The following is a 24,613-nucleotide window of genomic DNA, read 5'->3' as shown; positions in this document are numbered from 1 at the left end:
CAGAATCATTTAAGTGATTTTTTTTACACGGCGCAACCTGAGGATTTGGCTTACTCGCTCATTAAGATAGCAAACCTTAAATATTTTGTTACGTGAAACAGTAAAATATGTGAAGCATAGCGAGTAAATCAAAATTTTTGACTGCTTTCATAAACTTGTACTAAGGGGCTGATGTGATGAAGAAAATTGGTGTCGTGCTGAGCGGATGCGGCGTTTATGACGGAAGTGAAATCCATGAAGCCGTCATTACCCTGCTGGCAATTGCCCGCAGCGGGGCTCAGGCCGTTTGCTATGCGCCGGATAAAGTACAAACCGATGTTATCAATCATCTGACCGGCGAAGCGCAGGCGGAAAGCCGTAATGTGCTGGTGGAAGCGGCGCGTATCGCGCGCGGAGAGATTCAGCCTTTGGCCAATGCCCGAGCGGATGAGCTGGACGCGCTGATTGTGCCCGGCGGTTTTGGCGCGGCAAAGAATCTTAGTAGCTTTGCCTCGCAGGGGAGCGAATGTGAAGTGGATAGCGATCTTAAAGCGTTGGCTCTGGCGATGCATCAGGCCGGTAAGCCGCTGGGCTTTATCTGCATCGCTCCGGCGCTGTTGCCGAAAATTTTCGCTATTCCGCTACGCGTGACCATCGGTACCGATCTCGATACCGCCGATGCGGTAGAGGAAATGGGCGCTGAGCACGTGCCTTGCCCGGTGGATGATATTGTAGTTGATGAAGATAACAAAGTGGTGACGACTCCGGCGTACATGCTGGCGCAGAACATCGCGGAGGCGGCGAACGGAATTGAAAAACTGGTCGCTCGCGTCCTGGTGCTGGCCGCATGACCCTCCGCTTTTCGCCGCTGCGGATGATGAAGCGTTTTGTTCTGAGGCTGCTGTTGGCTTGCGTGGTGCTTTGGGGCGGCGGAATTGCGCTGTTTAGTATCGTGCCCGTCCCTTTTTCGGCAGTGATGCTGGAGCGCCAGGTCAGCGCCTGGCTTTCCGGGAATTTTCATTATGTCGCCCATTCCGATTGGGTGGGGATGGATGAAATCTCGCCGTGGATGGGGCTTGCCGTTATTGCTGCAGAAGATCAGAAATTCCCGGAGCACTGGGGGTTTGATGTTTCGGCCATTGAGAAGGCGCTGGCGCATAACGAGCGCAATGACAGCCGGATCCGCGGAGCGTCAACGCTGTCGCAGCAAACGGCAAAAAACCTGTTCCTGTGGGATGGCCGCAGCTGGCTGAGAAAAGGGCTGGAGGCGGGGCTGACCGTCGGCATCGAGACGGTCTGGAGCAAAAAACGGATCCTCACCGTTTACCTCAATATTGCTGAGTTTGGCGACGGAACGTTTGGCGTAGAAGCCGCATCGCAGCGCTATTTTCACAAACCTGCCAGTAGACTGACGGCTGCAGAAGCCGCGCTTTTAGCTGCGGTTTTGCCCAATCCCATTCGCTTTCGCGCCGATGCGCCGTCGGGTTATGTTCATCGCCGTCAGGCGTGGATCCTGCGCCAGATGAGGCAGTTGGGTGGGGAAGGTTTTATGCGGGCGAATAAGCTACATCAATAAACTTGCTATCAGATCTCCCCGGTCAGCACCGCTGCAGCCGGGGAATACCTCTAGTCTTCATCAAACCCGGCGTTGAATAGCGCGATAACGGCGGCCAGCGCTTCAACCTCCTGCGGGCCGTTAGCTTCAATCTCAATCTGACGGCCTTTAGCCGAGTCGAGCATCAGCAAGGCAATCACGCTATTCGCTTCAGCTTCAGTACCTTCATCATTGCGCAGCAGGACTTCAGCATCATAGTTCTGCATTAATTCAAACAGCTTCATCGCCGGGCGAGCGTGCATGCCCAGCTTATTGGTGATTTCAACGGTTTGCTTAACGGTCATGATTTGCGTTTTTCCAGCGTCCGATGACGGGACTGCACGTTCTTACCGCGTGAGCGGAAGTAGTCAGCCAGCTGTTCGGCGATATAAACCGAACGGTGTTTACCACCGGTACAACCAATAGCTACCGTCAGATAGCTGCGGTTATTGGTCTCCAGCATAGGTAACCATAGCTCAAGATAGCTGCGGGTCTGGTAAATGAAATTATGAACTTCCGTGTGCCGGTCGAGGAAAGCGGCCACGGGTTTATCAAGGCCGGTCATCGGGCGCAGCTTCGGATCCCAGTGCGGGTTCGGCAGAAAGCGCACGTCAAAAACGTAGTCGGCATCGATAGGGATGCCGTGCTTAAAGCCAAAGGATTCAAATACCATCGTCAGTTCGCGTTCGCGTTTGCCCAGCAAACGCGTGCGCAACATTTCTGCCAGCTCATGCACCGACATTTCAGAAGTATCGACGATCAGGTCGGCGCGGGAGCGCAGAGGTTCCAGCAGATCGCTCTCTTCATCAATGGCGCTTTCCAGCGACAGGTTTTTGCTCGATAGAGGATGTAAACGACGGGTGTCGCTATAGCGGCGAATCAGGGTGTTACGATCGGCATCAAGGAACAGCAACTGAGGTGAAAACTCTGCGGGCAGATTTTTCATCGCCTGCTCGAAGATTTCCGGCGATTCGGGCATGTTTCGCACGTCAATACTGACGGCCGCCGAGATGTTTCTGTCGGCGAGCGAACGCGCCAGCTCTGGCAACAGCACAACCGGCAGGTTATCGACGCAGTAAAAACCCATATCTTCCAGCGCTCGCAGGGCGACGGATTTCCCCGACCCTGAACGGCCGCTGACGATCATCAGTACCATGTACCGTTTCTCCTCAGTACGAAAAAGAGTAAGGTGCGACTTCCGTTATGCCTCATTGTTGCTTCCCGCTTCAGTGATGATTTCATAGAGCTCTTCATCACTTTGTGCAGCGCGCAGACGGCGGCAAATAGTTTTATCTGCCAGGCGCTTCGCCACCAGCGAGAGCGTATGCAGATGCGTTTTAGTTTGATCGGCCGGGACGAGAAGGGCAAACAGCAGATCGACAGGTTGATTGTCGATAGCATCAAAGGCAATCGGGGTTTCCAGTTGAACAAAAACGCCCACGGCCCGCAGCGTATCCTCTTCGAGTTTACCGTGGGGGATCGCAATGCCGTTACCAATCCCGGTACTGCCCATTTTCTCACGGGTGAGAATCGCCTCGAACACCACCTGGGGCGCTAAGCCTAACTGCTTTGCCGCCAGCTCGCTGATGATTTCCAGCGCGCGCTTTTTGCTCTGGCAGTGAACCTGGCTACGGGTACATTCCTGGTTAAGGACATTGCTCAGTTGTAGAGCCGAATCGTTATTTATCATAATTTCACCTGAGCTCACCCTGGCCAACCGCCTGCAGGCGGTTGGCGTAGGCTATTGCCCGGACAATTAGTGTTGTTTCAGTTTATCTTTATGTTTTGTTAACTGTCTTGCCAGCTTATCGATAAGGCCATCGATAGCAGCATACATATCCTGCCCTTCCGCACTGGCATGGATTTCGCCACCGTTGACATGCAGATTGGCGTCCGCAATTTGCGTCACCTTCTCCACTTTTAACACAATATAGACCTGATTGATCCTGTCGAAAAACTGCTCCAGTTTGCTGAACTTCGCCGTCACGAAATCGCGCATGGCGGGAGTTATTTCGACGTTGTGTCCTGTAATGTTGAGCTGCATAGTGTCTTCCTTATCGGTTGGGTCAAACCAGCTGCTTGCGCTGATTCGACGGCGGGATGGATAAAGACTCTCGGTACTTAGCAACGGTTCGCCGCGCCACCATAATACCCTGATCGGACAGCATGGTGGTGAGCTTACTGTCACTCAATGGTTTCGCGGGGTTTTCCGCGGCGATTAATTTCTTCACCAGCGCGCGAATGGCCGTCGACGATGCTTCGCCGCCGCCTTCGGTGTTCACATGGCTGGAGAAGAAATACTTCAGCTCAAAAATACCGCGTGGACTGTGCAGGTATTTTTGCGTGGTAACGCGTGAAATAGTGGATTCATGCATTTCGACGGCCTGAGCGATATCCGCCAGCACCATCGGCTTCATAAACTCTTCACCTTGTTCAAAAAAGGCCTGCTGCTGTTCGACGATGCAGCGGCTGACGCGCAGCAGGGTGTCGTTGCGGCTCTCCAGGCTCTTGATAAGCCAGCGGGCTTCCTGGAGATTGCTGCGGATAAACTGGCCGTCAGCATCATTCCGCGCGCTGTTGCCCATTGCCGCATAGTGCTGATTGATCTTCAGGCGGGGAAGGCTATCTGAATTGAGTTCGACAACCCAACGATCGTGAACCTTACGCACCAGCACGTCAGGGATGACATATTCCGGCTCGCCAGTTTGAATCGACTGGCCCGGGCGCGGATCCAGCGATTGGATCAGATTCACCGCTTCCTTTAACACCTCTTCTTTCAGGCGGGTAACGCGCATCAGAGTACGGAAGTCATGGTTGGCCAGCAGATCGAGATGATCGCTGATGATCAGGCGAGCTTCATCAATCCACGGCGTCTCTTTGGCAAACTGTGAAAGCTGAACCAGCAGGCAATCGCGCAAGTCTTTCGCCGCCACGCCGACGGGGTCGAAACGCTGGATGCGCTTGAGCACCGCTTCAACTTCTTCAAGTCCGATTTCATCATCGCCAATACTTTCAACGATCTCTTCGACAGGAATAGTCAGGTACCCTGTGTCATCAACGGCATCGACGATTGAGGTCGCAATGGCGCGATCGGTATCGGTAAATGGCGTGAGTTCAACCTGCCACATCAGGTAATCCTGCAGGCTTTGCGTGGTCTCGCCCTGATAGACGGGCAGTTCATCATCCTGATAATCGACGCCGTTGCCTGAGGGCGTTCCCGCGGTATAGATCTCATCCCAGCTGGCATCAAGCGGCAGCTCGTCGGGCATCTCTTTCTGCTCAAGGGCATCGACGGTATCCAGAGATTCGCGATCCTCGGCCTCTTTGGTTTCTACCTCATCGTGAAGATCGGTTTGCTCCAGCAACGGGTTGCTGTCCAGCGCCTGCTGGAGTTCTTGCTGGAGTTCTAACGTAGACAACTGCAGTAAACGAATCGCCTGCTGCAGCTGTGGCGTCATGGCAAGCTGTTGGCTTAGCCTTAATTGCAAACCTTGCTTCATATTCAGGGCCAATATCTCCGGCTAAAACGTCTGGAACCTCTACCCTATCAGAGTCTGAAGTCTTCCCCAAGATACACGCGCTTAACCTGCTCGTCTTCAAGGATTTGCTGTGGCGTACCGTGAGCAATCAGGTGGCCCTGGCTGACGATATAAGCGCGTTCGCAAACGGCCAGCGTTTCCCTGACGTTATGGTCGGTAATCAACACGCCGAGGCCGCTGTCGCGCAGGTGTTCAATAATACGTTTGATGTCGATAACGGAAATGGGGTCAACGCCGGCGAAGGGTTCATCAAGCAGGATGAATTTCGGATTAGCGGCCAGCGCGCGGGCGATTTCAACGCGGCGGCGTTCACCACCGGAGAGCGCCTGACCGAGACTGTCGCGCAGGTGCTCAATGTGAAACTCTTCCATGAGCTCTTTCGCGCGATCTTCACGCTGTTCGGTGCTCAGGTCGTCGCGAATCTGCAATACCGCCATCAGGTTATCGTATACGCTCAGGCGGCGAAAAATAGAGGCTTCCTGAGGGAGATAGCCGATTCCGCGACGCGCGCGCGCGTGCAGCGGCAGCAGGCTAATATCTTCGTCATCGATGATAATATTCCCTGCGTCGCGCGGTACGATGCCAACGACCATATAGAAGGTGGTCGTTTTACCGGCGCCGTTTGGGCCGAGCAGGCCTACAATTTCGCCCGAGTTCACGGTCAGACTGACATCTTCCACGACGCGGCGGCCTTTATAGGCTTTAGCAAGGTTCTTTGCAGTTAATGTTGCCATAACGAATTACTTACCTTTCTTTGACTGATCGCCACTTTTGTCCTGCAGCTGCGAAGGAACCAGAACCGTGGTCACGCGCCCGCCTTTATTGCTGAAAGCCTGCATTTTTTGTTCTTTCACCAGGTAAGTGATTTTGTCACCCTGGATATTGCTATCGACCTGCTCCAGATGCGCATTGCCGGTCAGGACGACAAAGTCATTTTGCAGTTCATAATGCATTTTCGACGCGCGGCCTTTCACCGGCTTGCCGTTGTCCTGCATCTGGTAGAAGGTGGCAGGGTTACCGTAGCCATCGATAACCTCTTTACCTTTTTCGCCGCCAGGACGGGTCACAACGACTTTGTCGGCATTGATTTTGATGGTTCCCTGAGTGACGACAACATTCCCCGTAAAGGTCACGACGTTGCCCTGCATATCCAGCGACTGCTGATCGGATTCAATGTGAATCGGCTGATCGGTATCACCCGTCTTTGCCTGAGCCGACAGGCTGGCCGCCAGTAAGGCGCTGGCGAGCGCAATCTTAAGGCTGAGTTTGTTTGTTCTGAATTTCATATGAGGTTCTAACCTTTTCAATCAGCTCGGCATTTTTGCTGCGCAGGTTCCCGCGCATTTTCAGGCCGCTGGAATTAAATGTTGTTCCGTACAACGTCACCATGTCATCGGAGGTAACATCCTGCGTCACCAGGTTTATCTGGGCGTTATCCGTCGTAATTTTGCGCAGTTGAGAGTCAGCCGACAGCGCATCGACTTCAACGTGCCCGTAAAGATACAGCATGCGATCATTGGTCAACTTAGCTTTATCCGCTTTGATAGACCAGGTTGGTGCTTTATTCGTATCAAAGGTGGTCATCACCGGTTTGGCAAACCACGACAGCTGCTGCGCGGAGAAGTACTCCACGTGTTCAGCGATGAGCCGGTAGTTAAGCGCCCCCTCGGGACTATACACGACGGTATCGGTATGTTCGCTGGTATACGTTGGGTCATCAGGATTGATCGCTTGCTGGGTCGTATCGTCCGTACTCGCCAGGTTCAGGCCGATCAGAATCAGCGCGACCAGCGACAGTAAAATGATAACCCAACGTCTGGTTTTACTCATATAGATTGCCCTTTGGCCTCATCCAGCTTGCCCTGCGCCAATAGTAGCAAATCGCATACTTCCCGTACCGCTCCGCGACCGCCGTTAATACGCGTGACGTAATCCGCGCGCGGGAGCAGCAACGGATGCGCATCGGCTACCGCTACACTTAAACCCACTTTAGCCATCACCGGCCAGTCAATCAGATCGTCGCCAATGTAGGCGACTTCATCAGCATCAACGGCCAGCTTATTCAATAGTTCATGGAACGCCAGCAGCTTATCGGACTGTCCCTGGTACAGATGCCTGATGCCCAGCGTTTGGCAGCGATCTTCCACCAGTTTAGCTTTTCGCCCGGTAATTATCGCCACTTCAATATCTGAAGTCAGGGCGCAGCGGATGCCGTAGCCATCGCGCACGTTAAACGCTTTCAGCTCTTCACCGTTATTGCCCATGTAGATAACGCCGTCGGATAGAACGCCGTCCACATCAAGTATGAGTAAACGGATTTTTGCCGCCCGGTCAATAAAGTCCTGGCTCACCGGCCCATAGCAGGTCGCGATCAGGGCATCAGCATTATTCATTATTTTTTCCTTACTTACACTACGCCCGCGCGCAGGAGATCGTGCATATGTATCACACCTACCAGGCGGTCGCCATCGGCAACCAGTACGCAGGTGATATGACGGGACTGCATCAGGTTGAGCGCATCAACGGCCAGAGTGCCGGGACGGATACGGATACCGCCTCGCGTCATCACCTCGGCAATGCTGGCGTTACGCATATCAATACCGGTATCAAATACGCGGCGCAGATCGCCATCGGTGAAGATGCCGATGATATTCATCTCATCATCGCAAATGGCAGTCATGCCTAAATTTTTGCGCGTGATTTCCAGCAGCGCATCGCGCAGCGTAGCCTCCAGGCTCACGTGCGGAATTTCATCACCGGTGTGCATGATATCATTGACCCGCAGCAGTAGCTTACGGCCCAGCGCGCCGCCGGGATGCGATAGCGCAAAATCCTCTGCGGTAAAACCGCGGGCTTCCAGCAGCGCTACGGCAAGCGCATCGCCCATGACCAGCGCGGCGGTGGTGCTGGATGTCGGAGCCAGCCCTAACGGGCAAGCCTCTTTGGGCACCTTTACGCACAGATGAATATCCGCCGCGCGCGCCATGCTGCTGTCCGGTCGGCTGGTGATACAAATCAGCGACACCTGCTGGCGCTTAAGCACCGGGATCAGGGCGAGGATTTCGTTTGATTCGCCGGAGTTGGACAGCGCAATCACCACATCGCAGGGGGTGACCATACCCAAATCGCCGTGCGCGGCCTCTCCGGGGTGAACGAAGAAAGATGAAGTACCGGTGCTGGCAAACGTCGCCGCCATTTTTCGCCCGATATGGCCGGATTTGCCCATCCCCATCACCACAACTTTACCGTTACAGCGGAAGATGGTCTCACAGGCACGGGTAAAATCTTCATTAATATATTGATCGAGCTGGGCCAGACCTTCACGTTCAATTTCCAGAACCTCACGGCCTGCCCGTTGAAAGTCAAAATCCGCTGGCAAATCTGTTTGCGACATAATGTTATCCCGAATCATTCAACGAAGAGCGGCGCTGTCCAGTACAGCATCGCTAACCAAAGCATAAAACCGCCAACCAGCAGGGCGCCGGCAAGGCGACCTGGCTGCTGCTTACGGCGCCAGCACAGCGCAGCGAAGATCAGGCTGACCAGCAGCATAACGCCATAGTCGCGGGTAAAGGCCTCGGCGGCAAAGGTACCCGGCGCAATCAGCGCGGGGAGCCCGAGGACCAGTACAATATTCAGAATATTAGCGCCAATGATATTGCCGATGGCGATATCGTTCTCGCCTTTGCGCGCTCCGGCAATGGCGGTAGCCAGCTCGGGCAGGCTGGTGCCTATCGCGACGACCGTTAAGCCGACGGTCAGTTCGCTGATGGCAAAAAAGTTCGCCAGAACCGTGGCGTTATCAACGACCATTCGCGTGGCCATCGGCATCACTATCATCGCAACGCCCAACCAGAGCAGCGCGACGGGAAGCGAACCCTCCCGCGGCAGCTCCGCCAGCTGTTCGCGGGTCAGGCTGTCGTTCCCCTGACGCTCTGCCAGGCGGGCGATTTTAATGGTAAACAGCAGCCATAATATGGCCAGCGCCAGCAAAAAAAGGCCGTCTATCCGCGTGAGCTGTCCGTCGTACAGCACGAATCCCGCCAGTAAACTGACCAGCAACATTAACGGCAATTCGCGGCGCAGGATATCAGAATGCACGGTAAAAGGTTGAAACAGAGCTGTGAGGCCGAGGATCAGCAGGATGTTGGTGATATTCGATCCGAGAGCCGTTCCGATCGCTAAATCGGTTTGCCCATGCAGAGAAGCGGCGGCGGAAACGATCGTTTCCGGTAAGCTGGTTCCGATGCTTACCACCGTCATGCCAATAATCAGGGGAGGGATCCCCAGCATACGGCAGAGTATTGAAGCGGCGTAGACCAGACGATCGGCGCTGTAGACAACCAGCAATAAACCAATAATTAACAGAGCCGTCGCTAAGAGCATCTAAAGTCCTTTATTCAGGTATAATCGTCGCCTCGCTGGCCGTCCGTAGGCAGCGTAACGAATTCTTAATTTTGACTTTATGTGTGCCAAAAGTAAAACAAATGCCAGCTTTCGCTAACCTGGGCAGGTAAGATTCTGTAAAAATGTTGGGTTTGTGGTGAAAGAAAGCGCCATGCTTAGCCCGAAGGGTGTCTAGTAAGGATGATTTTATGAGCCAGAGTTTGGCGAATCTAGTCGAAGTGCGCGGTATTCGCTTCTCGCGGGGCGATCGCGTGATCTTCGATGATATCTCGCTATCGGTACCCCGCGGAAAGATCACCGCGATTATGGGGCCATCAGGGATCGGCAAAACCACCCTGTTACGCCTGATCGGCGGCCAGATCCCGCCGGACAAGGGCGAGATCCTGTTTGATGGTGAAAACGTACCGCAGATGTCGCGCTCGCGCCTGTACACCGTGCGCAAGCGTATGAGCATGCTGTTTCAATCCGGCGCGCTGTTCACCGACATGAACGTGTTTGATAACGTCGCCTATCCGCTGCGCGAGCATACTCGTCTGCCGGAAGCGCTGCTGCACAGCACAGTAATGATGAAGCTGGAAGCCGTCGGCCTTCGCGGAGCCGCTAAGCTGATGCCTTCCGAACTTTCGGGGGGGATGGCGCGCCGTGCTGCGCTGGCGAGGGCGATTGCGCTGGAACCTGATCTCATCATGTTCGATGAGCCCTTTGTCGGACAGGACCCCATTACGATGGGGGTACTGGTGAAATTGATTTCTGAACTCAACAGCACCCTGGGTGTCACCTGTATCGTAGTTTCGCATGATGTGCCGGAAGTGCTCAGCATTGCGGACTTTGCGTATATTGTGGCGGACAAAAAAGTCGTGGCGCATGGGAGCGCGCAGTCGCTGCGTGAAAATGCCGATCCTCGCGTTCGTCAGTTCATTGATGGTATCGCTGACGGCCCGGTGCCGTTCCGCTATCCGGCGGGTGATTATCATCATGATTTATTGGGCAAAGGGAGTTAAGCGACTCATGTTGTTAAATGCGCTAGCCGCGCTCGGGCATCGCGGTATTAAAACTATCGCGACGTTCGGGCGTGCTGGATTGATGCTCTTCAACGCAGTTGTGGGCAAGCCTGAGTTTCGCAAGCATGCGCCGCTGCTGGTACGCCAGCTGTATAACGTTGGCGTGCTGTCGATGCTGATCATTATTGTATCGGGGCTGTTCATCGGTATGGTGCTGGGTCTGCAGGGCTATCTGGTGTTAACCACCTATAGCGCTGAAACCAGCCTCGGCATGCTGGTGGCGCTGTCGCTGCTGCGTGAACTGGGGCCGGTTGTTGCCGCGCTGCTGTTTGCCGGACGTGCCGGTTCGGCATTGACGGCCGAAATTGGCCTGATGCGCGCCACTGAACAGCTCTCCAGCATGGAGATGATGGCGGTCGACCCGCTTCGCCGCGTGATTTCACCGCGTTTCTGGGCCGGGGTGATTTCACTGCCGTTACTAACCATTATTTTTGTGGCGGTCGGCGTATGGGGCGGTTCGCTGGTTGGGGTTAACTGGAAGGGCATTGATGCCGGCTTCTTCTGGACGGCGATGCAAAATGCCGTCGACTGGCGGATGGATCTGGTCAACTGCCTGATTAAGAGTCTGGTTTTCGCCATTACGGTAACATGGATCGCGTTATTTAACGGTTATGACGCTATCCCCACTTCCGCCGGGATTAGCCGGGCGACGACGCGTACGGTAGTACATGCGTCGCTGGCGGTTCTGGGGCTGGATTTTGTGCTGACTGCGCTGATGTTTGGGAATTGAGTTCATGCAAACGAGAAAAAATGAAATCTGGGTTGGGGTATTCTTACTGGTTGCGCTGCTGGCGGCGCTGTTTGTCTGCCTGAAGGCGGCAAACGTGACCTCTATACGTACTGAACCGACCTACCGGCTCTATGCCACTTTTGACAATATCGGCGGTCTGAAAGCGCGCTCACCGGTGCGAATTGGCGGCGTGGTCGTAGGACGTGTGGCGGATATTACCCTCGATCCTAAAACCTACCTGCCTCGCGTGGCTCTCGATATTGATGAGCGCTATAACCATATCCCCGATACCAGCTCGCTGGCGATCAGAACTTCCGGTCTGCTGGGCGAACAGTACCTGGCGATGAACATCGGGTTTGAAGACCCTGAGCTGGGAACGGCTATCCTTAAAGATGGCGGCACCATTCAGGACACCAAATCCGCCATGGTGCTGGAAGATTTGATAGGCCAGTTCCTCTATAACAGTAAAGGTAGTGACAATAAGAATTCTGGCGATGAACAGGCTGCTGGAGAGAGCCATACTGACGCTACGCCGCCTGCCGGCACGACGCATTAATTTCAGGAGAGAGAAGACATGTTTAAACGCTTACTAATGGTCGCCATGCTGGTGATTGCCCCATTGACTGCGGCTACCGCCGCGGACCAGTCCAATCCGTATAAGCTGATGAACGAAGCGGCGCAGAAAACCTTCGACCGCCTGAAAAACGAGCAGCCGAAGATTCAGGCTAACCCGAACTACCTGCGCGAAATCGTCGATCAGGAATTGCTGCCGTACGTTCAGGTAAAATACGCCGGTGCGCTGGTGCTGGGCCGTTATTACAAAGAAGCGACCCCGGCGCAGCGTGAAGCCTATTTTGCCGCCTTCCGTGAATATCTGAAGCAGGCCTACGGCCAGGCGCTGGCGATGTACCACGGTCAGACCTACCAGATAGCGCCGGAGCAGCCTCTGGGCGATGCGACTATTATCCCTATCCGCGTCACGATCCTTGACCCGAATGGTCGTCCGCCGGTGCGCCTGGATTTCCAGTGGCGTAAAAATACCCAGACCGGCAACTGGCAGGCGTACGACATGATTGCGGAAGGGGTGAGCATGATCACCACTAAACAAAATGAGTGGAGCGACCTGCTGCGCACCAAAGGCGTTGATGGCCTGACGGCACAGCTGAAGGCAAGCTCCGCGCAGCCGATTACCCTGGAACAGAAAAAATAATGACCGGGCAGCTGAGCTGGGCTCGCGATGGTGAGACGCTGGCGCTACGCGGAGAGCTGGATCAGGATCTCCTGGTCCCGCTGTGGGATGCACGCGCTCAGGCGACGGATGGCGTGTCGGCAATTGACCTGAGCGCAGTGACCCGCGTGGATACCGCCGGACTGGCGCTATTGGTGCATTTTATCGCGCTGATTCGTCGGCAGGGTCGGGAAGCGAAATTGATCGGTAAGAGTGAAAATCTGCAAACCCTGGTCAGGTTATATAACCTTCCTGCTGATATGATCCCATAAATTTTTCAGTGCCTTACTGCTGAAGCTATTCTGAAAGCCCCATCAAACTTTTCGATGGGGCTTTTTGCTTGTTTAAGACAGCGCCACTTTCCTCTAAGATGTTGGGCTGTTTTCACTATCAGATAAATGTAGCCCATGGAAAATCATGAAATTCAGACCGTGCTGATGAACGCACTCTCCCTTCAGGAAGTCCACGTCTCTGGCGATGGCAGCCACTTTCAGGTTATTGCTGTGGGTGAGATGTTCGACGGCATGAGCCGGGTTAAGAAGCAACAGGCTATCTACGCCCCGCTGATGGAATATATTGCCGATAACCGCATCCATGCTCTGTCGATTAAAGCGTTTACTCCGCAGGAGTGGGCGCGAGACCGCAAACTTAATGGCTTATAAGCTGTAGGGATGTTCCCCGCAGCGTATGTGAATTCTTAACAGAGAACAGAATCAATGGATAAATTCCGTGTTCAGGGGCCAACTCGCCTTCAGGGCGAGGTCACCATTTCCGGCGCGAAAAACGCCGCCCTGCCAATCCTCTTTTCCGCGCTATTAGCCGAAGAGCCGATTGAGATCCAAAACGTACCGAAGCTGAAAGACATCGATACCACCATGAAACTGCTGAGCCAGCTGGGCGCGAACGTTAAGCGCAACGGCTCCGTCTGGATTGATGCCGGCCCGGTCGACGTTTTCTGTGCTCCGTATGATCTCGTTAAAACTATGCGCGCGTCTATTTGGGCGCTGGGGCCGCTGGTGGCCCGCTTTGGCCAGGGTCAGGTATCTCTGCCTGGCGGCTGCGCTATCGGCGCGCGCCCCGTTGATTTACACATTACCGGCCTTGAGCAGCTGGGCGCGGAAATCAAACTGGAAGAAGGGTATGTTAAGGCGTCGGTCAACGGCCGTCTGAAAGGCGCGCATATCGTGATGGACAAGGTCAGCGTTGGCGCAACCGTGACCATCATGAGCGCAGCGACGCTGGCGGAAGGCACGACCGTTATCGAAAACGCCGCGCGTGAGCCGGAAATCGTTGATACCGCAAACTTCCTTAATACGCTGGGCGCGAAAATCAAAGGTCAGGGTACCGATCGTATCACCATCGAAGGCGTAGCGCGCCTCGGTGGCGGCGTGTACCGCGTTCTGCCGGATCGTATTGAAACCGGGACGTTCCTGGTGGCAGCGGCGATTTCTGGCGGTAAGATTCTGTGCCGCAATGCTCAGCCCGATACCCTGGATGCGGTTCTGGCGAAGCTACGTGATGCCGGCGCGGATATCGAAACGGGCGAGGACTGGATTAGCCTCGACATGCATGGCAACCGGCCGAAGGCTGTCAACGTGCGTACTGCTCCGCACCCGGGCTTCCCGACCGACATGCAGGCCCAGTTCACATTACTGAATCTGGTTGCTGAGGGAACAGGGGTGATCACCGAGACGATCTTCGAAAACCGTTTTATGCATATTCCGGAACTGATCCGTATGGGTGCGCATGCGGAAATCGAAAGCAACACGGCGATTTGCCACGGCGTGCAGCAGCTTTCTGGCGCTCAGGTAATGGCGACGGATCTGCGCGCGTCAGCCAGCCTGGTACTGGCGGGCTGTATCGCGGAAGGTACGACGATTGTCGATCGTATTTACCACATTGACCGCGGCTACGAGCGTATCGAAGACAAACTGCAGGCGCTGGGCGCGAATATCGAACGCGTCAAAGGCGAATAAGCCTGTAGCAGCAGCCCTCTGACGTTGGTCCGGGGGCTGTTTTCTGCAACCTCGCTTTACTTGTTATTCTTCCTCTGACGCATCATCTGCGTTCTGTCGATAAACTGATGGGTATGGGGGTCGTGATAGCGCGATGGCCATATCACCCACGGATCGGTTTCCAGCGCATTCGCAATAATCAGCTCGCCTTTGGGCCAGGGACGAGTCAACGCGTTGGCAAGCGTTGAAGAACTTAAACCATTACGCCGCGATTCAGCTGCCAGCGACGTCCCTTTTTTGCGTAATCCGGCAATAATATCCGCCGGATGCCAGTCGATGAACTTATCCATAAATTCTCCTGGTATTAAACATTCCGTTCGTCCTTAATGGGCGACAAAATGACTATACCTTGAGTTCCAGTAATGTTCTAACAAGTTCTTTTAATGGATGGGATATTAGGAATATATCAAGAAATAAAGCAGCTTTTGAGTTTACAGGAGTTTATTGGAACTTTCCCGCGATTGACGCGGGAAAGGAGGGCGGGAATTAATGATCGCGCTGTACAGCGATGTGGGCGAGGCCAATTAGCGCTTCCCGCCATGGAGAATCGGGAAGGACCTGAAGCGCGGCAATAGCTTTATCAGCTTCTTCCTCCGCGCGTTTTTGGGTCCATTCAAGCGAACCACAGGTGGCCATGGTTTCCAGCACGGCTTCAAGAAGATGACGACCGTTACCCTGTTCAATCGCTCCGCGGATCATGGCGGATTGTTCGGCGTTGCCGTGCCGCATCGCGTGCAGCAGCGGAAGGGTAGGTTTGCCTTCATTCAGATCGTCACCGACGTTTTTACCGAGTCGCTCGCCGTCAGAACTGTAGTCCAGCAAATCATCGATCAGCTGGAAAGCGGTCCCCAGATAGCGTCCGTAATCCTGTAACGCTTTTTCTTGTTCCGCGGTACAGTCGGCCAGAATACCGGAGCACTGAGCTGCAGCTTCAAACAGACGGGCAGTCTTGCTGTAAATAACCCGCATGTAGTTTTCTTCGGTGATGTCCGGATCGTTGACGTTCATCAACTGCAGCACTTCGCCTTCAGCGATAACGTTAACGGCTTCCGACATCACTTCCAGAACTCTCAGCGAGCCAAGGCTGGTCATCATCTGAAAGGCGCGGGTGTAGATGAAATCACCAACCAGCACGCTAGCGGCATTACCAAAAGCGGCGTTTGCTGTGGCTTTTCCGCGGCGCATATCAGACTCATCGACGACATCATCATGCAGCAGGGTGGCGGTGTGGATAAATTCGATCAGCGCGGCAATGGCGACATGAGCGTTGCCCTGATATCCAACGGCACGCGCGGCCAGTACGGCGATCATCGGACGAATGCGTTTACCGCCTCCGCTAACAATGTAATAGCCTAACTGATTGATAAGCTGAACATCAGAGTCGAGTTGCTCAAGAATTGTCGCATTGACGCCCGCCATATCCTGCGCGGTTAACTCATTGATTTTTTCTAAATTCATCGCAAAAGCCGGGCCAAATGTCCTGTTATCGCGTATCCGAATAGGATCACAGAAGGATTAAGACAGAATTAAAAGAAGATGTGATTGTACTGAAAAATTGCCGTAGATAAACGCTGGAGTGAAAGTTGTGTTTTTTTTCTGCGTTGATCGCTGATCGCTCTTGTCAAAGGCTCGCGTTTTGCGTAATATTCGCGCCCTATTGTGAATATTTATAGCGCACTCTGAATCATACGAAGAGGTGCGCGGAAGCGGAGTTCTATATGTACGCGGTTTTCCAAAGTGGTGGTAAACAACACCGAGTAAGCGAAGGTCAAACCATTCGCCTGGAAAAGCTGGACATCGCAACTGGCGAAGCTGTTGAGTTCGCTGAAGTGCTGATGATCGCAAACGGTGAAGAAATTAAAATCGGCGTTCCTTTCGTTGAGGGCGGCGTAATTAAAGCTGAAGTTGTTGCACACGGTCGTGGCGAGAAAGTTAAAATCGTTAAGTTTCGTCGTCGTAAACACTACCGTAAGCAGCAGGGCCATCGTCAGTGGTTCACTGATGTGAAAATTACTGGCATCAGCGCCTAAGACCTGAGGAGAGATTTAAATGGCACATAAAAAGGCTGGCGGCTCAACTCGTAACGGTCGCGATTCAGAAGCCAAACGCCTGGGCGTTAAGCGTTTCGGTGGCGAATCCGTTCTGGCGGGTAGCATCATCGTTCGTCAACGTGGTACCAAATTCCACGCTGGCACTAACGTAGGTTGCGGTCGTGACCACACTCTGTTTGCTAAAGCAGACGGTAAAGTGAAATTCGAAGTTAAAGGCCCGAACAACCGTAAATACATCAGCATCGTTGCTGAGTAAGTTTTTCGTGGTCCGGTAACGGATTAAAGCCCCGCAACGTGTTGCGGGGCTTTTTACATTGAAAACCCGGAAAATTTTCTGCAGGGAAAACGGGCATGAAGCAGCAGGCCGGCATCGGCATTATTTTAGCGCTCACCACGGCGATGTGTTGGGGCGCTTTGCCGATCGCAATGAAGCAGGTTCTTGAAGTGATGGAACCGCCGACGGTGGTGTTTTACCGCTTTTTGATGGCAAGTATTGGTCTCGGCGCCATTCTGGCCATGAAAAGAAAACTGCCTCCGCTGCGTATTTTTCGCAAGCCGCGCTGGTTGATACTGCTGGTCATTGCGACGGGTGGTTTGTTCGGTAACTTCATTCTGTTTAGCTCTTCCTTGCAATATCTCAGCCCCACCGCTTCTCAGGTGATTGGCCAGCTGTCCCCGGTCGGCATGATGGTGGCCAGCGTTTTTATCCTTAAAGAGAAAATGCGCGGCACCCAGGTTGCGGGAGCGCTAATGCTGGTGAGCGGTCTGGTGATGTTTTTTAACACCAGCCTGATTGAGATATTTACCCGCCTGACGGACTACACATGGGGGGTAATTTTCGGCGTAGGCGCCGCGACGGTGTGGGTGAGCTACGGCGTCGCGCAAAAGGTGTTATTACGCCGTCTGGCATCGCAGCAAATCCTTTTTTTGCTGTACACTTTATGTACGATATCGCTATTGCCATTAGCAATGCCTTCACAGGTGCTGGCATTAAGCGACTGGCAGCTGGCCTGTCTGGTTTTTTGCGGGCTCAATACCCTGGTGGGCTACGGTGCGCTGGCGGAAGCCATGGCGCGCTGGCAGGCGGCGCAGGTGAGCGCGTTGATTACCTTAACGCCGTTATTTACGCTGCTATTTTCAGATTTATTATCACTGGCCTGGCCCGACGTTTTCGCCAGACCGCTGTTGAACCTGATGGGTTATCTCGGTGCGTTTGTCGTGGTTGCGGGCGCGATGTATTCCGCCGTCGGCCACCGTCTTTGGGGACGGTGGCGTAAGCGAGAAGCGGTTGTGCCGCTCCCCCGCTCAGGCGAATGATTTACGGAGAGTAAAATGAAGTTTGTTGATGAAGCAACGATCCTGGTCGTAGCAGGTGATGGCGGCAATGGTTGCGTTAGCTTCCGCCGCGAAAAATATATCCCGAAAGGCGGCCCCGACGGCGGCGACGGCGGCGACGGTGGTGATGTCTGGCTCGAGGCGGACGAAAACCTGAATACCCTGATCGACTACCGTTTTGAGAAGTCTTTCCGCGCCGAACGCGGGCAGAACGGCCAGAGCCGCGATTGTACCGGCAAACGCGGTAAAGACGTGACGGTGAAAGTGCCGGTAGGGACCCGCGTGATTGACCAGGGCACCGGCGAGACGATGGGTGATATGACCAAACATGGCCAGCGCCTGATGGTCGCTAAAGGCGGCTGGCACGGTCTCGGCAACACCCGTTTCAAATCGTCCGTTAACCGTACTCCGCGCCAAAAGACGATGGGGACGCCGGGCGATAAGCGCGATCTGCAGCTGGAGCTGATGCTGCTGGCGGATGTCGGAATGCTGGGGATGCCTAATGCGGGTAAATCGACCTTCATTCGCGCCGTTTCCGCGGCGAAGCCTAAAGTTGCTGACTACCCGTTCACTACGCTGGTACCGAGCCTCGGCGTGGTGCGTATGGACAACGAGAAGAGCTTCGTGGTGGCCGACATCCCTGGGCTGATTGAAGGCGCAGCTGAAGGCGCAGGCCTCGGCATTCGCTTCCTGAAGCACCTGGAGCGTTGCCGCGTACTGCTGCATCTCATCGATATCGAGCCGATTGACGGTTCCGATCCGGTTGAGAATGCGCGGATCATCATCGGCGAGCTGGAAAAATACAGTGAGAAACTGGCTTCTAAGCCGCGCTGGCTGGTCTTTAACAAGATTGACCTGATGGATAAAGCTGAGGCGGAAGAGAAAGCGAAAGCCATCGCCCAAGCGCTGGGCTGGGAAGATAAGTTCTATCTGATTTCCGCCGCCAGCCAGCAGGGCGTAAAAGACCTGTGCTGGGATGTCATGACCTTTATCATCGAAAACCCGATAGTGCATGCGGAAGAAGCGAAGCCCGCAGAAAAAGTCGAGTTTATGTGGGATGACTACCACCGTCAGCAGCTTGAAGAAGCTGAAGTGGAAGATGATGAAGATTGGGATGACGATTGGGACGAAGACGACGAAGAAGGTGTCGAATTCATCTATAAACGTTAATTCCGGGTAAACTAAAAGGGCCGCAGAAGATGCGGCCCTTTTGCTTAATTATTCTGATACAGGTCTTTATACAAGCGGCTTTCGAAGCGCACCAGCGGAATACGTCGGTTACGCTGGTCGGCCGGAGGCACGGCGTAGCCTGATAAATACTGCACGAACGCCATCTTCTGCCCGCTGGCCGTGGTAATGAATCCAGCCAGGTTATACACCCCCTGCAGTGAGCCCGTTTTCGCCGAAACTTTGCCGTCAACGCCTGCCTGATGCAGACCCGCGCGGTATTGCAGAGAGCCATCGTGGCCAGCCAGGGGCAGCATCGAGATAAAGTTGAGCGCGTTATCATGCTGGGCGATGTACTGTAGCACCTGCATCATCGTCGCTGGCGCGATCAGGTTATGACGCGACAGGCCTGAGCCATCGGCAATGATCGTATTCCCGAGATCGACACCGGCCTGCTGACGCAGGATCTGCCGTACGGCATCGGATCCGGCTCGCCAGGTTCCCGGCACGCCGAAGCGAGCATGGCCAATGGTGCGAAACACCGTATCGGCGATCATGTTGTCCGATTTTTTCAACATAATACGCAGCAAATCGTGCAGCGGCGCAGATTGCGTACTCGCCAGTACGGTACCCGGCTCGTTTGCCAGCGTCTGACGCAGCAGCGTACCGCTCCAGGTGATATCGGCGTCGGTCAGCTCCGCTTTCAGAATCGCGCCGGCATAGCTGGCGCCATCCTGAATGGCAAAAGCCAGCGGCAGCGGCTCGCTGCGCTGCGGTAGACAGCCGGTCAGGGTGTAACGGTTGAGATCGCCGGGAACCACGTCCAGCTCACAGTATTGTGCTTCAGAAGAGCCGCGAGCGAGGGTACGCACCTGGCTGAACATGGTCACCGGGTAATAAGACGCCACGCGGATAAACGCCAAATTGCCCGGCTTTTGCGCGCTATAAAGCGAGATGGAGAAACAGTTTCGATCGACAATCGCCGCCGCCGGAGGTGCGCTAAAGCACTGCGTCATATCGTTCCATGGCCAGCCTGGCGCTTTATCATGACTGGCGAAAATGGAGGTATCGATCAGAACATTGCCTTCAATTCGCTGGACGCCTGCTTTCTTCAGCGTGGCAACCATATTACGAATATCCTGGCGCTTGAGGGTAGGGTCGCCGCCAAAGCGCGCAATCAGGTCTCCTTTCAGGATGCCACCGCTGAGGCTGCCTTTCGTTTCCAGCGTCGTGGTGAAGCGGAAATCCGGACCCAGCTGCAGCAGTGCGGCCAGCGCGGTGATCACTTTTTGGGTGCTGGCGGGTAGCGCCATCTGCTGGCTATGGTAGTCTATCTCCGGCGTCGGGGAGCCTACCTTCTGCGCCATAAAGGCAAGGTTTGCGCCCGCAGGAAGCTGATTGATGTACTCGTCAATATTCGCCGCATGAGCGCTAATCGCTATACCGGCAGTCAATCCGATGATAAATCTGGGAAATCGCATAATCTCGCGCTAACAACCTGAAACCAGTCCGTCATACTACGGTGCAACGCCCTGTAAAGTAAACGATGACCCATAATGAACTTCGGGTTAAAATACGTATCAAATTGAAAATTGCTGCTGGCCTGGGGATCGCTTTCCGGGTCGGTTTTCTTTTGCTCCGGCCATGCTCAAGACTTGACCGGCTGCGGAGCAGCGGCGTCTGCTCCATGAAGGATCGATAAAGAGGTATAACAAATGCAAGCTATTCCGATGACCTTACGTGGCGCTGAAAAACTGCGCGAAGAACTGGATTTCCTGAAGTCCGTACGTCGCCCTGAAATCATCGCGGCTATCGCTGAGGCGCGTGAGCACGGCGATCTGAAAGAAAATGCTGAGTATCACGCTGCCCGCGAACAGCAGGGTTTCTGTGAAGGACGCATCAAGGATATCGAGGCGAAGCTGTCTAACGCGCAGGTCATCGATATCACCAAAATGCCTAACAATGGCCGAGTGATTTTTGGTTCCACAGTCAGCGTTCTGAATCTTGATACCGATGAAGAGCAAACTTATCGTATCGTCGGCGATGACGAGGCCGATTTTAAGCAAAATCTGATCTCTGTAAACTCACCGATTGCGCGTGGTTTAATCGGTAAAGAACAGGATGATGTTGTCGTCATCCGTACACCGGGCGGCGAAGTTGAATTCGAAATTATCAAGGTTGAGTACCTTTAATCCGAATTTAACGCTACGATGTTGATGGATTGTAAAGAAAGGAAAAAGGCCGCGTAGCGGCCTTTTATCAACGTCCGGAGCATGGCATTTTGCTCGTCTACCCGCAGAAAACCCTCGATTTACACAAAGTTGTGTCGATAACCAGGATATTCTTAGCGTGGCAGCGAGATTTTACGCTCTTTAGTCGGGCGGTACAGAACCAGCGTTTTACCGATGACCTGTACATTACAGGCGCCGGTTTCGCGCACGATAGCTTCCACGATCAGGGTTTTAGTTTCGCGATCTTCCGAGGCGATCTTCACCTTGATAAGTTCATGGTGCTCTAACGCTTGTTCAATCTCGGCCAGTACCCCTTCGGTCAAACCATTGTTGCCAAGCATAACTACCGGCTTGAGCGGATGTGCCAGACCTTTCAGGTGCTGTTTTTGTTTAGTACTCAGATTCATCGTATTTTTTTGCTTACGTTGGGATTGAAAACGGTTCATTCTACCGCCATCTCCCATATATCGCCAAACTACCGCGTCGATTTTTACGTCGCGAAGTACGATGAACCCGAAATGGGAATGTTAAATGACAGGTAAAAAGCGTTCTGCCAGCTCAAGTCGTTGGCTTCAGGAACACTTTAGCGATAAATATGTTCAGCAGGCACAGAAAAAGGGGTTACGTTCCCGTGCCTGGTTTAAACTTGATGAAATACAGCAAAGTGACAAGATTTTTAAACCGGGGATGACGATAGTTGACCTCGGCGCTGCACCCGGTGGCTGGTCGCAATACGCGGTTACGCAGATCGGTAACAGCGGCCGCATCATTGCTTGCGATCTTTTACCTATGGATCCAATCGTTGGTGTGGACTTCCTTCAGGGCGACTTTCGTGATGAATTAGTCCTGAAAGCGTTACTTGAGCGTGTAGGTGACAGTAAAGTACAAGTTGTCATGTCCGATATGGCGCCAAATATGTGTGGAACACCGGCGGTGGATATTCCCCGGGCCATGTATCTGGTGGAGCTGGCGCTTGGAATGGCTCGAGATGTATTAGCGCCAGGTGGTAGTTTTGTAGTGAAGGTGTTCCAGGGCGAAGGCTTCGATGAGTATCTAAGAGAGATTCGCTCCCTGTTTACGAAGGTCAAAGTTCGTAAGCCGGACTCTTCTCGCGCCCGTTCGCGTGAAGTGTATATTGTAGCGACCGGGCGTAAACCATAACCGGCAGATTTCAAACGAAAGTTTGAAAGACGCGGGATATAGAGTATCCTGACGCTGTTTTTAACACAGTTGTAATAAGAGGTTAATCCCTTGAGTGACATGGCGAAAAACCTAATACTCTGGCTGGTCATTGCCGTTGTGCTGATGTCAGTTTTCCAGAGCTTTGGGCCCAGCGAGTCGAATGGCCGAAAGGTAGATTATTCAACCTTCCTGCAAGAGGTCAATCAGGACCAGGTTCGCGAAGCGCGTATCAACGGACGTGAGATCAACGTTACCAAGAAAGATAGTAACCGTTACACGACTTACATTCCGGTTAACGATCCGAAGCTGCTTGATAACCTGTTGACGAAAAACGTCAAAGTGGTTGGCGAACCGCCGGAAGAGCCAAGCCTGCTGGCTTCTATCTTCATTTCCTGGTTCCCGATGCTGCTTCTTATCGGCGTCTGGATCTTCTTCATGCGTCAGATGCAGGGCGGCGGTGGCAAAGGCGCCATGTCGTTCGGTAAGAGCAAGGCGCGCATGCTGACGGAAGACCAGATCAAAACCACTTTTGCCGACGTCGCCGGTTGTGACGAAGCGAAAGAAGAAGTCGGTGAACTGGTTGAATACCTGCGTGAACCGAGCCGTTTCCAGAAGCTGGGCGGCAAGATCCCGAAAGGCGTCCTGATGGTCGGCCCTCCGGGTACCGGTAAAACCCTGCTGGCCAAGGCCATTGCAGGCGAAGCGAAGGTTCCATTCTTTACAATTTCAGGTTCTGACTTCGTTGAAATGTTCGTGGGCGTTGGCGCATCTCGCGTGCGCGACATGTTCGAACAGGCCAAGAAAGCGGCACCGTGCATCATCTTTATCGATGAAATCGACGCCGTAGGCCGCCAGCGTGGCGCGGGCTTAGGCGGCGGTCACGATGAACGTGAGCAGACGCTGAACCAGATGCTGGTTGAGATGGATGGTTTTGAGGGTAACGAAGGTATCATCGTTATCGCGGCGACCAACCGTCCGGACGTTCTTGACCCTGCGCTGCTGCGTCCGGGCCGCTTTGACCGTCAGGTTGTTGTTGGTCTGCCGGATGTTCGCGGTCGTGAACAGATCCTGAAAGTGCATATGCGTCGCGTACCGCTGGCGCCGGATATCGATGCGGCAATTATCGCCCGCGGTACGCCAGGCTTCTCCGGTGCTGACCTCGCGAACCTGGTAAACGAAGCTGCGCTGTTTGCCGCTCGTGGCAACAAGCGCGTGGTCTCGATGGTTGAGTTCGAGAAAGCGAAAGACAAAATCATGATGGGTGCGGAACGTCGCTCCATGGTGATGACGGAAGCGCAGAAAGAGTCCACCGCGTACCACGAAGCGGGTCATGCGATTATCGGTCGCCTGGTGCCGGAACACGATCCGGTGCACAAAGTGACGATTATTCCGCGCGGTCGTGCGCTCGGTGTTACCTTCTTCCTGCCTGAAGGCGACGCTATCAGCGCCAGCCGTCAGAAGCTGGAAAGTCAGATTTCGACCCTGTACGGCGGTCGTCTGGCTGAAGAAATTATCTACGGCGTAGAGCATGTTTCTACCGGTGCGTCTAACGACATTAAAGTCGCGACTAACCTGGCGCGTAACATGGTGACCCAGTGGGGCTTCTCTGACAAACTCGGCCCGCTGCTGTATGCCGAAGAAGAAGGCGAAGTTTTCCTTGGCCGCAGCGTCGCGAAAGCGAAACATATGTCCGATGAAACGGCTCGTATCATCGACCAGGAAGTGAAGTCACTGATTGAGCGTAACTACAATCGTGCACGCCAGCTTCTGAACGATAACATGGACATCCTGCACGCGATGAAAGATGCGCTCATGAAATATGAGACCATCGATGCTCCGCAGATTGATGACCTGATGGCTCGCCGCGATGTTCGCCCGCCAGCTGGCTGGGAAGAACCGGGTTCGTCCAACAATTCTGACAATAACGGCACGCCTCGTGCGCCGCGTCCGGTTGATGAACCGCGTACGCCAAACCCGGGTAATACCATGTCAGAACAGCTGGGCGACAAATAAGTTAGCCGTCATTGATGCTGTTGTACTTTTAAAACCCCAGGGCGTTTGCTCCGGGGTTTTTCTTTTTCAATCTTTCTCTGA

General features: G+C 53.9%; 31 protein-coding genes. 16 read left to right on the top strand and 15 right to left on the bottom strand.

Annotated elements, in window-relative coordinates:
- Positions 1 to 176 precede the first annotated feature (176 nt).
- The gene (gene elbB, locus HMPREF3178_RS04895) at positions 177 to 830 is read left to right on the top strand and encodes an isoprenoid biosynthesis glyoxalase ElbB (RefSeq protein WP_004106173.1); all 654 of its coding nucleotides are present in this window, start codon (positions 177 to 179) and stop codon (positions 828 to 830) included.
- Entirely contained in the window at positions 827 to 1,555 is a 729-nt protein-coding gene (gene mtgA / locus HMPREF3178_RS04890) for a monofunctional biosynthetic peptidoglycan transglycosylase (RefSeq protein WP_004106171.1), read from the top strand. The genes elbB and mtgA overlap by 4 nt, the downstream gene beginning before the upstream one ends.
- 50 nt (positions 1,556 to 1,605) lie before the next feature.
- Here the strand turns inward: mtgA and npr are convergent, their stop codons facing one another.
- The 11 genes from npr to HMPREF3178_RS04835 form a co-directional block, all read right to left on the bottom strand.
- Positions 1,606 to 1,878 (bottom strand): PTS phosphocarrier protein NPr, encoded by a 273-nt coding sequence (gene npr, locus HMPREF3178_RS04885; RefSeq protein ID WP_004106170.1) that lies wholly within the window; start codon positions 1,876 to 1,878, stop codon positions 1,606 to 1,608.
- The gene (rapZ, locus tag HMPREF3178_RS04880) at positions 1,875 to 2,729 is read right to left on the bottom strand and encodes an RNase adapter RapZ (RefSeq protein WP_004106169.1); all 855 of its coding nucleotides are present in this window, start codon (positions 2,727 to 2,729) and stop codon (positions 1,875 to 1,877) included. The genes npr and rapZ overlap by 4 nt, the downstream gene beginning before the upstream one ends.
- A 45-nt stretch (positions 2,730 to 2,774) precedes the next feature.
- Positions 2,775 to 3,263 carry a PTS IIA-like nitrogen regulatory protein PtsN gene (gene ptsN / locus HMPREF3178_RS04875; RefSeq protein WP_004106168.1) on the bottom strand — a complete coding sequence of 163 codons (489 nt, stop codon included), beginning with the start codon at positions 3,261 to 3,263 and terminating at the stop codon, positions 2,775 to 2,777.
- 66 nt (positions 3,264 to 3,329) lie between these two features.
- The gene (gene hpf / locus HMPREF3178_RS04870; protein ID WP_004106167.1) at positions 3,330 to 3,617 is read right to left on the bottom strand and encodes a ribosome hibernation promoting factor; all 288 of its coding nucleotides are present in this window, start codon (positions 3,615 to 3,617) and stop codon (positions 3,330 to 3,332) included.
- Between the two features lie 22 nt (positions 3,618 to 3,639).
- The gene (gene rpoN / locus HMPREF3178_RS04865) at positions 3,640 to 5,073 is read right to left on the bottom strand and encodes an RNA polymerase factor sigma-54 (protein WP_004106166.1); all 1,434 of its coding nucleotides are present in this window, start codon (positions 5,071 to 5,073) and stop codon (positions 3,640 to 3,642) included.
- Positions 5,074 to 5,120: 47 nt separating this feature from the next.
- Entirely contained in the window at positions 5,121 to 5,846 is a 726-nt protein-coding gene (lptB, locus tag HMPREF3178_RS04860; RefSeq protein ID WP_004106165.1) for an LPS export ABC transporter ATP-binding protein, read from the bottom strand.
- Positions 5,847 to 5,852: 6 nt separating this feature from the next.
- Positions 5,853 to 6,398 (bottom strand): lipopolysaccharide ABC transporter substrate-binding protein LptA, encoded by a 546-nt coding sequence (gene lptA / locus HMPREF3178_RS04855; RefSeq protein WP_004106163.1) that lies wholly within the window; start codon positions 6,396 to 6,398, stop codon positions 5,853 to 5,855.
- Positions 6,367 to 6,942 carry an LPS export ABC transporter periplasmic protein LptC gene (gene lptC, locus HMPREF3178_RS04850; RefSeq protein ID WP_004106160.1) on the bottom strand — a complete coding sequence of 192 codons (576 nt, stop codon included), beginning with the start codon at positions 6,940 to 6,942 and terminating at the stop codon, positions 6,367 to 6,369. Before lptC ends, lptA begins: the two co-directional genes overlap by 32 nt.
- Positions 6,939 to 7,505, bottom strand: a complete 567-nt coding sequence (gene kdsC, locus HMPREF3178_RS04845) for a 3-deoxy-manno-octulosonate-8-phosphatase KdsC (RefSeq protein ID WP_004106158.1) — start codon at positions 7,503 to 7,505, stop codon at positions 6,939 to 6,941. The genes lptC and kdsC overlap by 4 nt, the downstream gene beginning before the upstream one ends.
- Positions 7,506 to 7,519: 14 nt before the next feature.
- The gene (kdsD, locus tag HMPREF3178_RS04840; protein ID WP_004115845.1) at positions 7,520 to 8,524 is read right to left on the bottom strand and encodes an arabinose-5-phosphate isomerase KdsD; all 1,005 of its coding nucleotides are present in this window, start codon (positions 8,522 to 8,524) and stop codon (positions 7,520 to 7,522) included.
- The gene (locus tag HMPREF3178_RS04835; protein ID WP_004106154.1) at positions 8,521 to 9,498 is read right to left on the bottom strand and encodes a calcium/sodium antiporter; all 978 of its coding nucleotides are present in this window, start codon (positions 9,496 to 9,498) and stop codon (positions 8,521 to 8,523) included. The genes kdsD and HMPREF3178_RS04835 overlap by 4 nt, the downstream gene beginning before the upstream one ends.
- 209 nt (positions 9,499 to 9,707) lie before the next feature.
- Here HMPREF3178_RS04835 and mlaF point away from each other — a divergent pair, with 209 nt between their 5' ends.
- The 7 genes from mlaF (at position 9,708) to murA (ending at position 14,514) form a co-directional block, all read left to right on the top strand.
- Entirely contained in the window at positions 9,708 to 10,520 is an 813-nt protein-coding gene (mlaF, locus tag HMPREF3178_RS04830) for a phospholipid ABC transporter ATP-binding protein MlaF (protein WP_004106152.1), read from the top strand.
- Positions 10,521 to 10,527: 7 nt separating this feature from the next.
- Positions 10,528 to 11,310 carry a lipid asymmetry maintenance ABC transporter permease subunit MlaE gene (gene mlaE, locus HMPREF3178_RS04825; protein ID WP_004106151.1) on the top strand — a complete coding sequence of 261 codons (783 nt, stop codon included), beginning with the start codon at positions 10,528 to 10,530 and terminating at the stop codon, positions 11,308 to 11,310.
- A 4-nt stretch (positions 11,311 to 11,314) separates the two neighbouring features.
- On the top strand, positions 11,315 to 11,866 hold the full coding sequence (mlaD, locus tag HMPREF3178_RS04820; RefSeq protein ID WP_004106149.1) for an outer membrane lipid asymmetry maintenance protein MlaD: 552 nt from the start codon (positions 11,315 to 11,317) through the stop codon (positions 11,864 to 11,866).
- Between the two features lie 18 nt (positions 11,867 to 11,884).
- Entirely contained in the window at positions 11,885 to 12,520 is a 636-nt protein-coding gene (gene mlaC / locus HMPREF3178_RS04815; RefSeq protein WP_004106146.1) for a phospholipid-binding protein MlaC, read from the top strand.
- Entirely contained in the window at positions 12,520 to 12,810 is a 291-nt protein-coding gene (gene mlaB, locus HMPREF3178_RS04810; RefSeq protein WP_004106144.1) for a lipid asymmetry maintenance protein MlaB, read from the top strand. Before mlaC ends, mlaB begins: the two co-directional genes overlap by 1 nt.
- A 135-nt stretch (positions 12,811 to 12,945) precedes the next feature.
- Positions 12,946 to 13,200, top strand: a complete 255-nt coding sequence (gene ibaG / locus HMPREF3178_RS04805; protein ID WP_004106141.1) for a BolA family iron metabolism protein IbaG — start codon at positions 12,946 to 12,948, stop codon at positions 13,198 to 13,200.
- 54 nt (positions 13,201 to 13,254) lie between these two features.
- Positions 13,255 to 14,514: a UDP-N-acetylglucosamine 1-carboxyvinyltransferase gene (gene murA, locus HMPREF3178_RS04800; RefSeq protein WP_004106129.1), complete on the top strand. Its 1,260-nt coding sequence runs from the start codon at positions 13,255 to 13,257 to the stop codon at positions 14,512 to 14,514.
- Between the two features lie 56 nt (positions 14,515 to 14,570).
- On the opposite strand, the gene sfsB is transcribed toward murA, so the two are convergent.
- Positions 14,571 to 14,843, bottom strand: coding sequence for a DNA-binding transcriptional regulator SfsB (sfsB, locus tag HMPREF3178_RS04795; protein ID WP_004106127.1), 273 nt, complete (start codon positions 14,841 to 14,843; stop codon positions 14,571 to 14,573).
- 196 nt (positions 14,844 to 15,039) lie between these two features.
- Positions 15,040 to 16,011: an octaprenyl diphosphate synthase gene (ispB, locus tag HMPREF3178_RS04790; protein WP_004106125.1), complete on the bottom strand. Its 972-nt coding sequence runs from the start codon at positions 16,009 to 16,011 to the stop codon at positions 15,040 to 15,042.
- A 260-nt stretch (positions 16,012 to 16,271) separates the two neighbouring features.
- Between ispB and rplU the strand changes: the two genes are divergently transcribed.
- From rplU to cgtA, 4 genes are all read left to right on the top strand, one after another.
- The gene (rplU, locus tag HMPREF3178_RS04785; RefSeq protein ID WP_004106123.1) at positions 16,272 to 16,583 is read left to right on the top strand and encodes a 50S ribosomal protein L21; all 312 of its coding nucleotides are present in this window, start codon (positions 16,272 to 16,274) and stop codon (positions 16,581 to 16,583) included.
- A gap of 19 nt (positions 16,584 to 16,602) precedes the next feature.
- Positions 16,603 to 16,860, top strand: coding sequence for a 50S ribosomal protein L27 (gene rpmA / locus HMPREF3178_RS04780; protein WP_003861831.1), 258 nt, complete (start codon positions 16,603 to 16,605; stop codon positions 16,858 to 16,860).
- Positions 16,861 to 16,955: 95 nt separating this feature from the next.
- The gene (locus HMPREF3178_RS04775; protein WP_017145349.1) at positions 16,956 to 17,921 is read left to right on the top strand and encodes a DMT family transporter; all 966 of its coding nucleotides are present in this window, start codon (positions 16,956 to 16,958) and stop codon (positions 17,919 to 17,921) included.
- Positions 17,922 to 17,936: 15 nt separating this feature from the next.
- Positions 17,937 to 19,109, top strand: coding sequence for an Obg family GTPase CgtA (gene cgtA, locus HMPREF3178_RS04770; protein WP_004106119.1), 1,173 nt, complete (start codon positions 17,937 to 17,939; stop codon positions 19,107 to 19,109).
- A 44-nt stretch (positions 19,110 to 19,153) separates the two neighbouring features.
- Here the strand turns inward: cgtA and dacB are convergent, their stop codons facing one another.
- Positions 19,154 to 20,587, bottom strand: a complete 1,434-nt coding sequence (gene dacB / locus HMPREF3178_RS04765; RefSeq protein ID WP_017145350.1) for a serine-type D-Ala-D-Ala carboxypeptidase — start codon at positions 20,585 to 20,587, stop codon at positions 19,154 to 19,156.
- A 234-nt stretch (positions 20,588 to 20,821) separates the two neighbouring features.
- Here dacB and greA point away from each other — a divergent pair, with 234 nt between their 5' ends.
- A complete protein-coding gene (greA, locus tag HMPREF3178_RS04760; RefSeq protein ID WP_004106115.1) occupies positions 20,822 to 21,298 on the top strand; it encodes a transcription elongation factor GreA in 477 nt (158 codons plus the stop codon).
- Positions 21,299 to 21,450: 152 nt separating this feature from the next.
- Here greA and yhbY read toward each other — a convergent pair whose 3' ends face one another.
- The gene (gene yhbY / locus HMPREF3178_RS04755) at positions 21,451 to 21,744 is read right to left on the bottom strand and encodes a ribosome assembly RNA-binding protein YhbY (protein ID WP_004139797.1); all 294 of its coding nucleotides are present in this window, start codon (positions 21,742 to 21,744) and stop codon (positions 21,451 to 21,453) included.
- A 124-nt stretch (positions 21,745 to 21,868) separates the two neighbouring features.
- On the opposite strand from yhbY, the gene rlmE reads away from it, so the two are divergent.
- Together rlmE and ftsH are read left to right on the top strand one after the other, a co-directional pair.
- Entirely contained in the window at positions 21,869 to 22,498 is a 630-nt protein-coding gene (gene rlmE, locus HMPREF3178_RS04750) for a 23S rRNA (uridine(2552)-2'-O)-methyltransferase RlmE (protein WP_004106110.1), read from the top strand.
- A 99-nt stretch (positions 22,499 to 22,597) separates the two neighbouring features.
- Positions 22,598 to 24,532 (top strand): ATP-dependent zinc metalloprotease FtsH, encoded by a 1,935-nt coding sequence (gene ftsH, locus HMPREF3178_RS04745; RefSeq protein ID WP_004854549.1) that lies wholly within the window; start codon positions 22,598 to 22,600, stop codon positions 24,530 to 24,532.
- The last annotated feature ends 81 nt before the right edge of the window (positions 24,533 to 24,613 follow it).

Source organism: Klebsiella sp. HMSC09D12 (assembly GCF_001808475.1).
In the GTDB taxonomy this organism is placed as follows: domain Bacteria; phylum Pseudomonadota; class Gammaproteobacteria; order Enterobacterales; family Enterobacteriaceae; genus Klebsiella; species Klebsiella oxytoca.
This window is presented reverse-complemented; position numbering and strand designations above follow the sequence as displayed.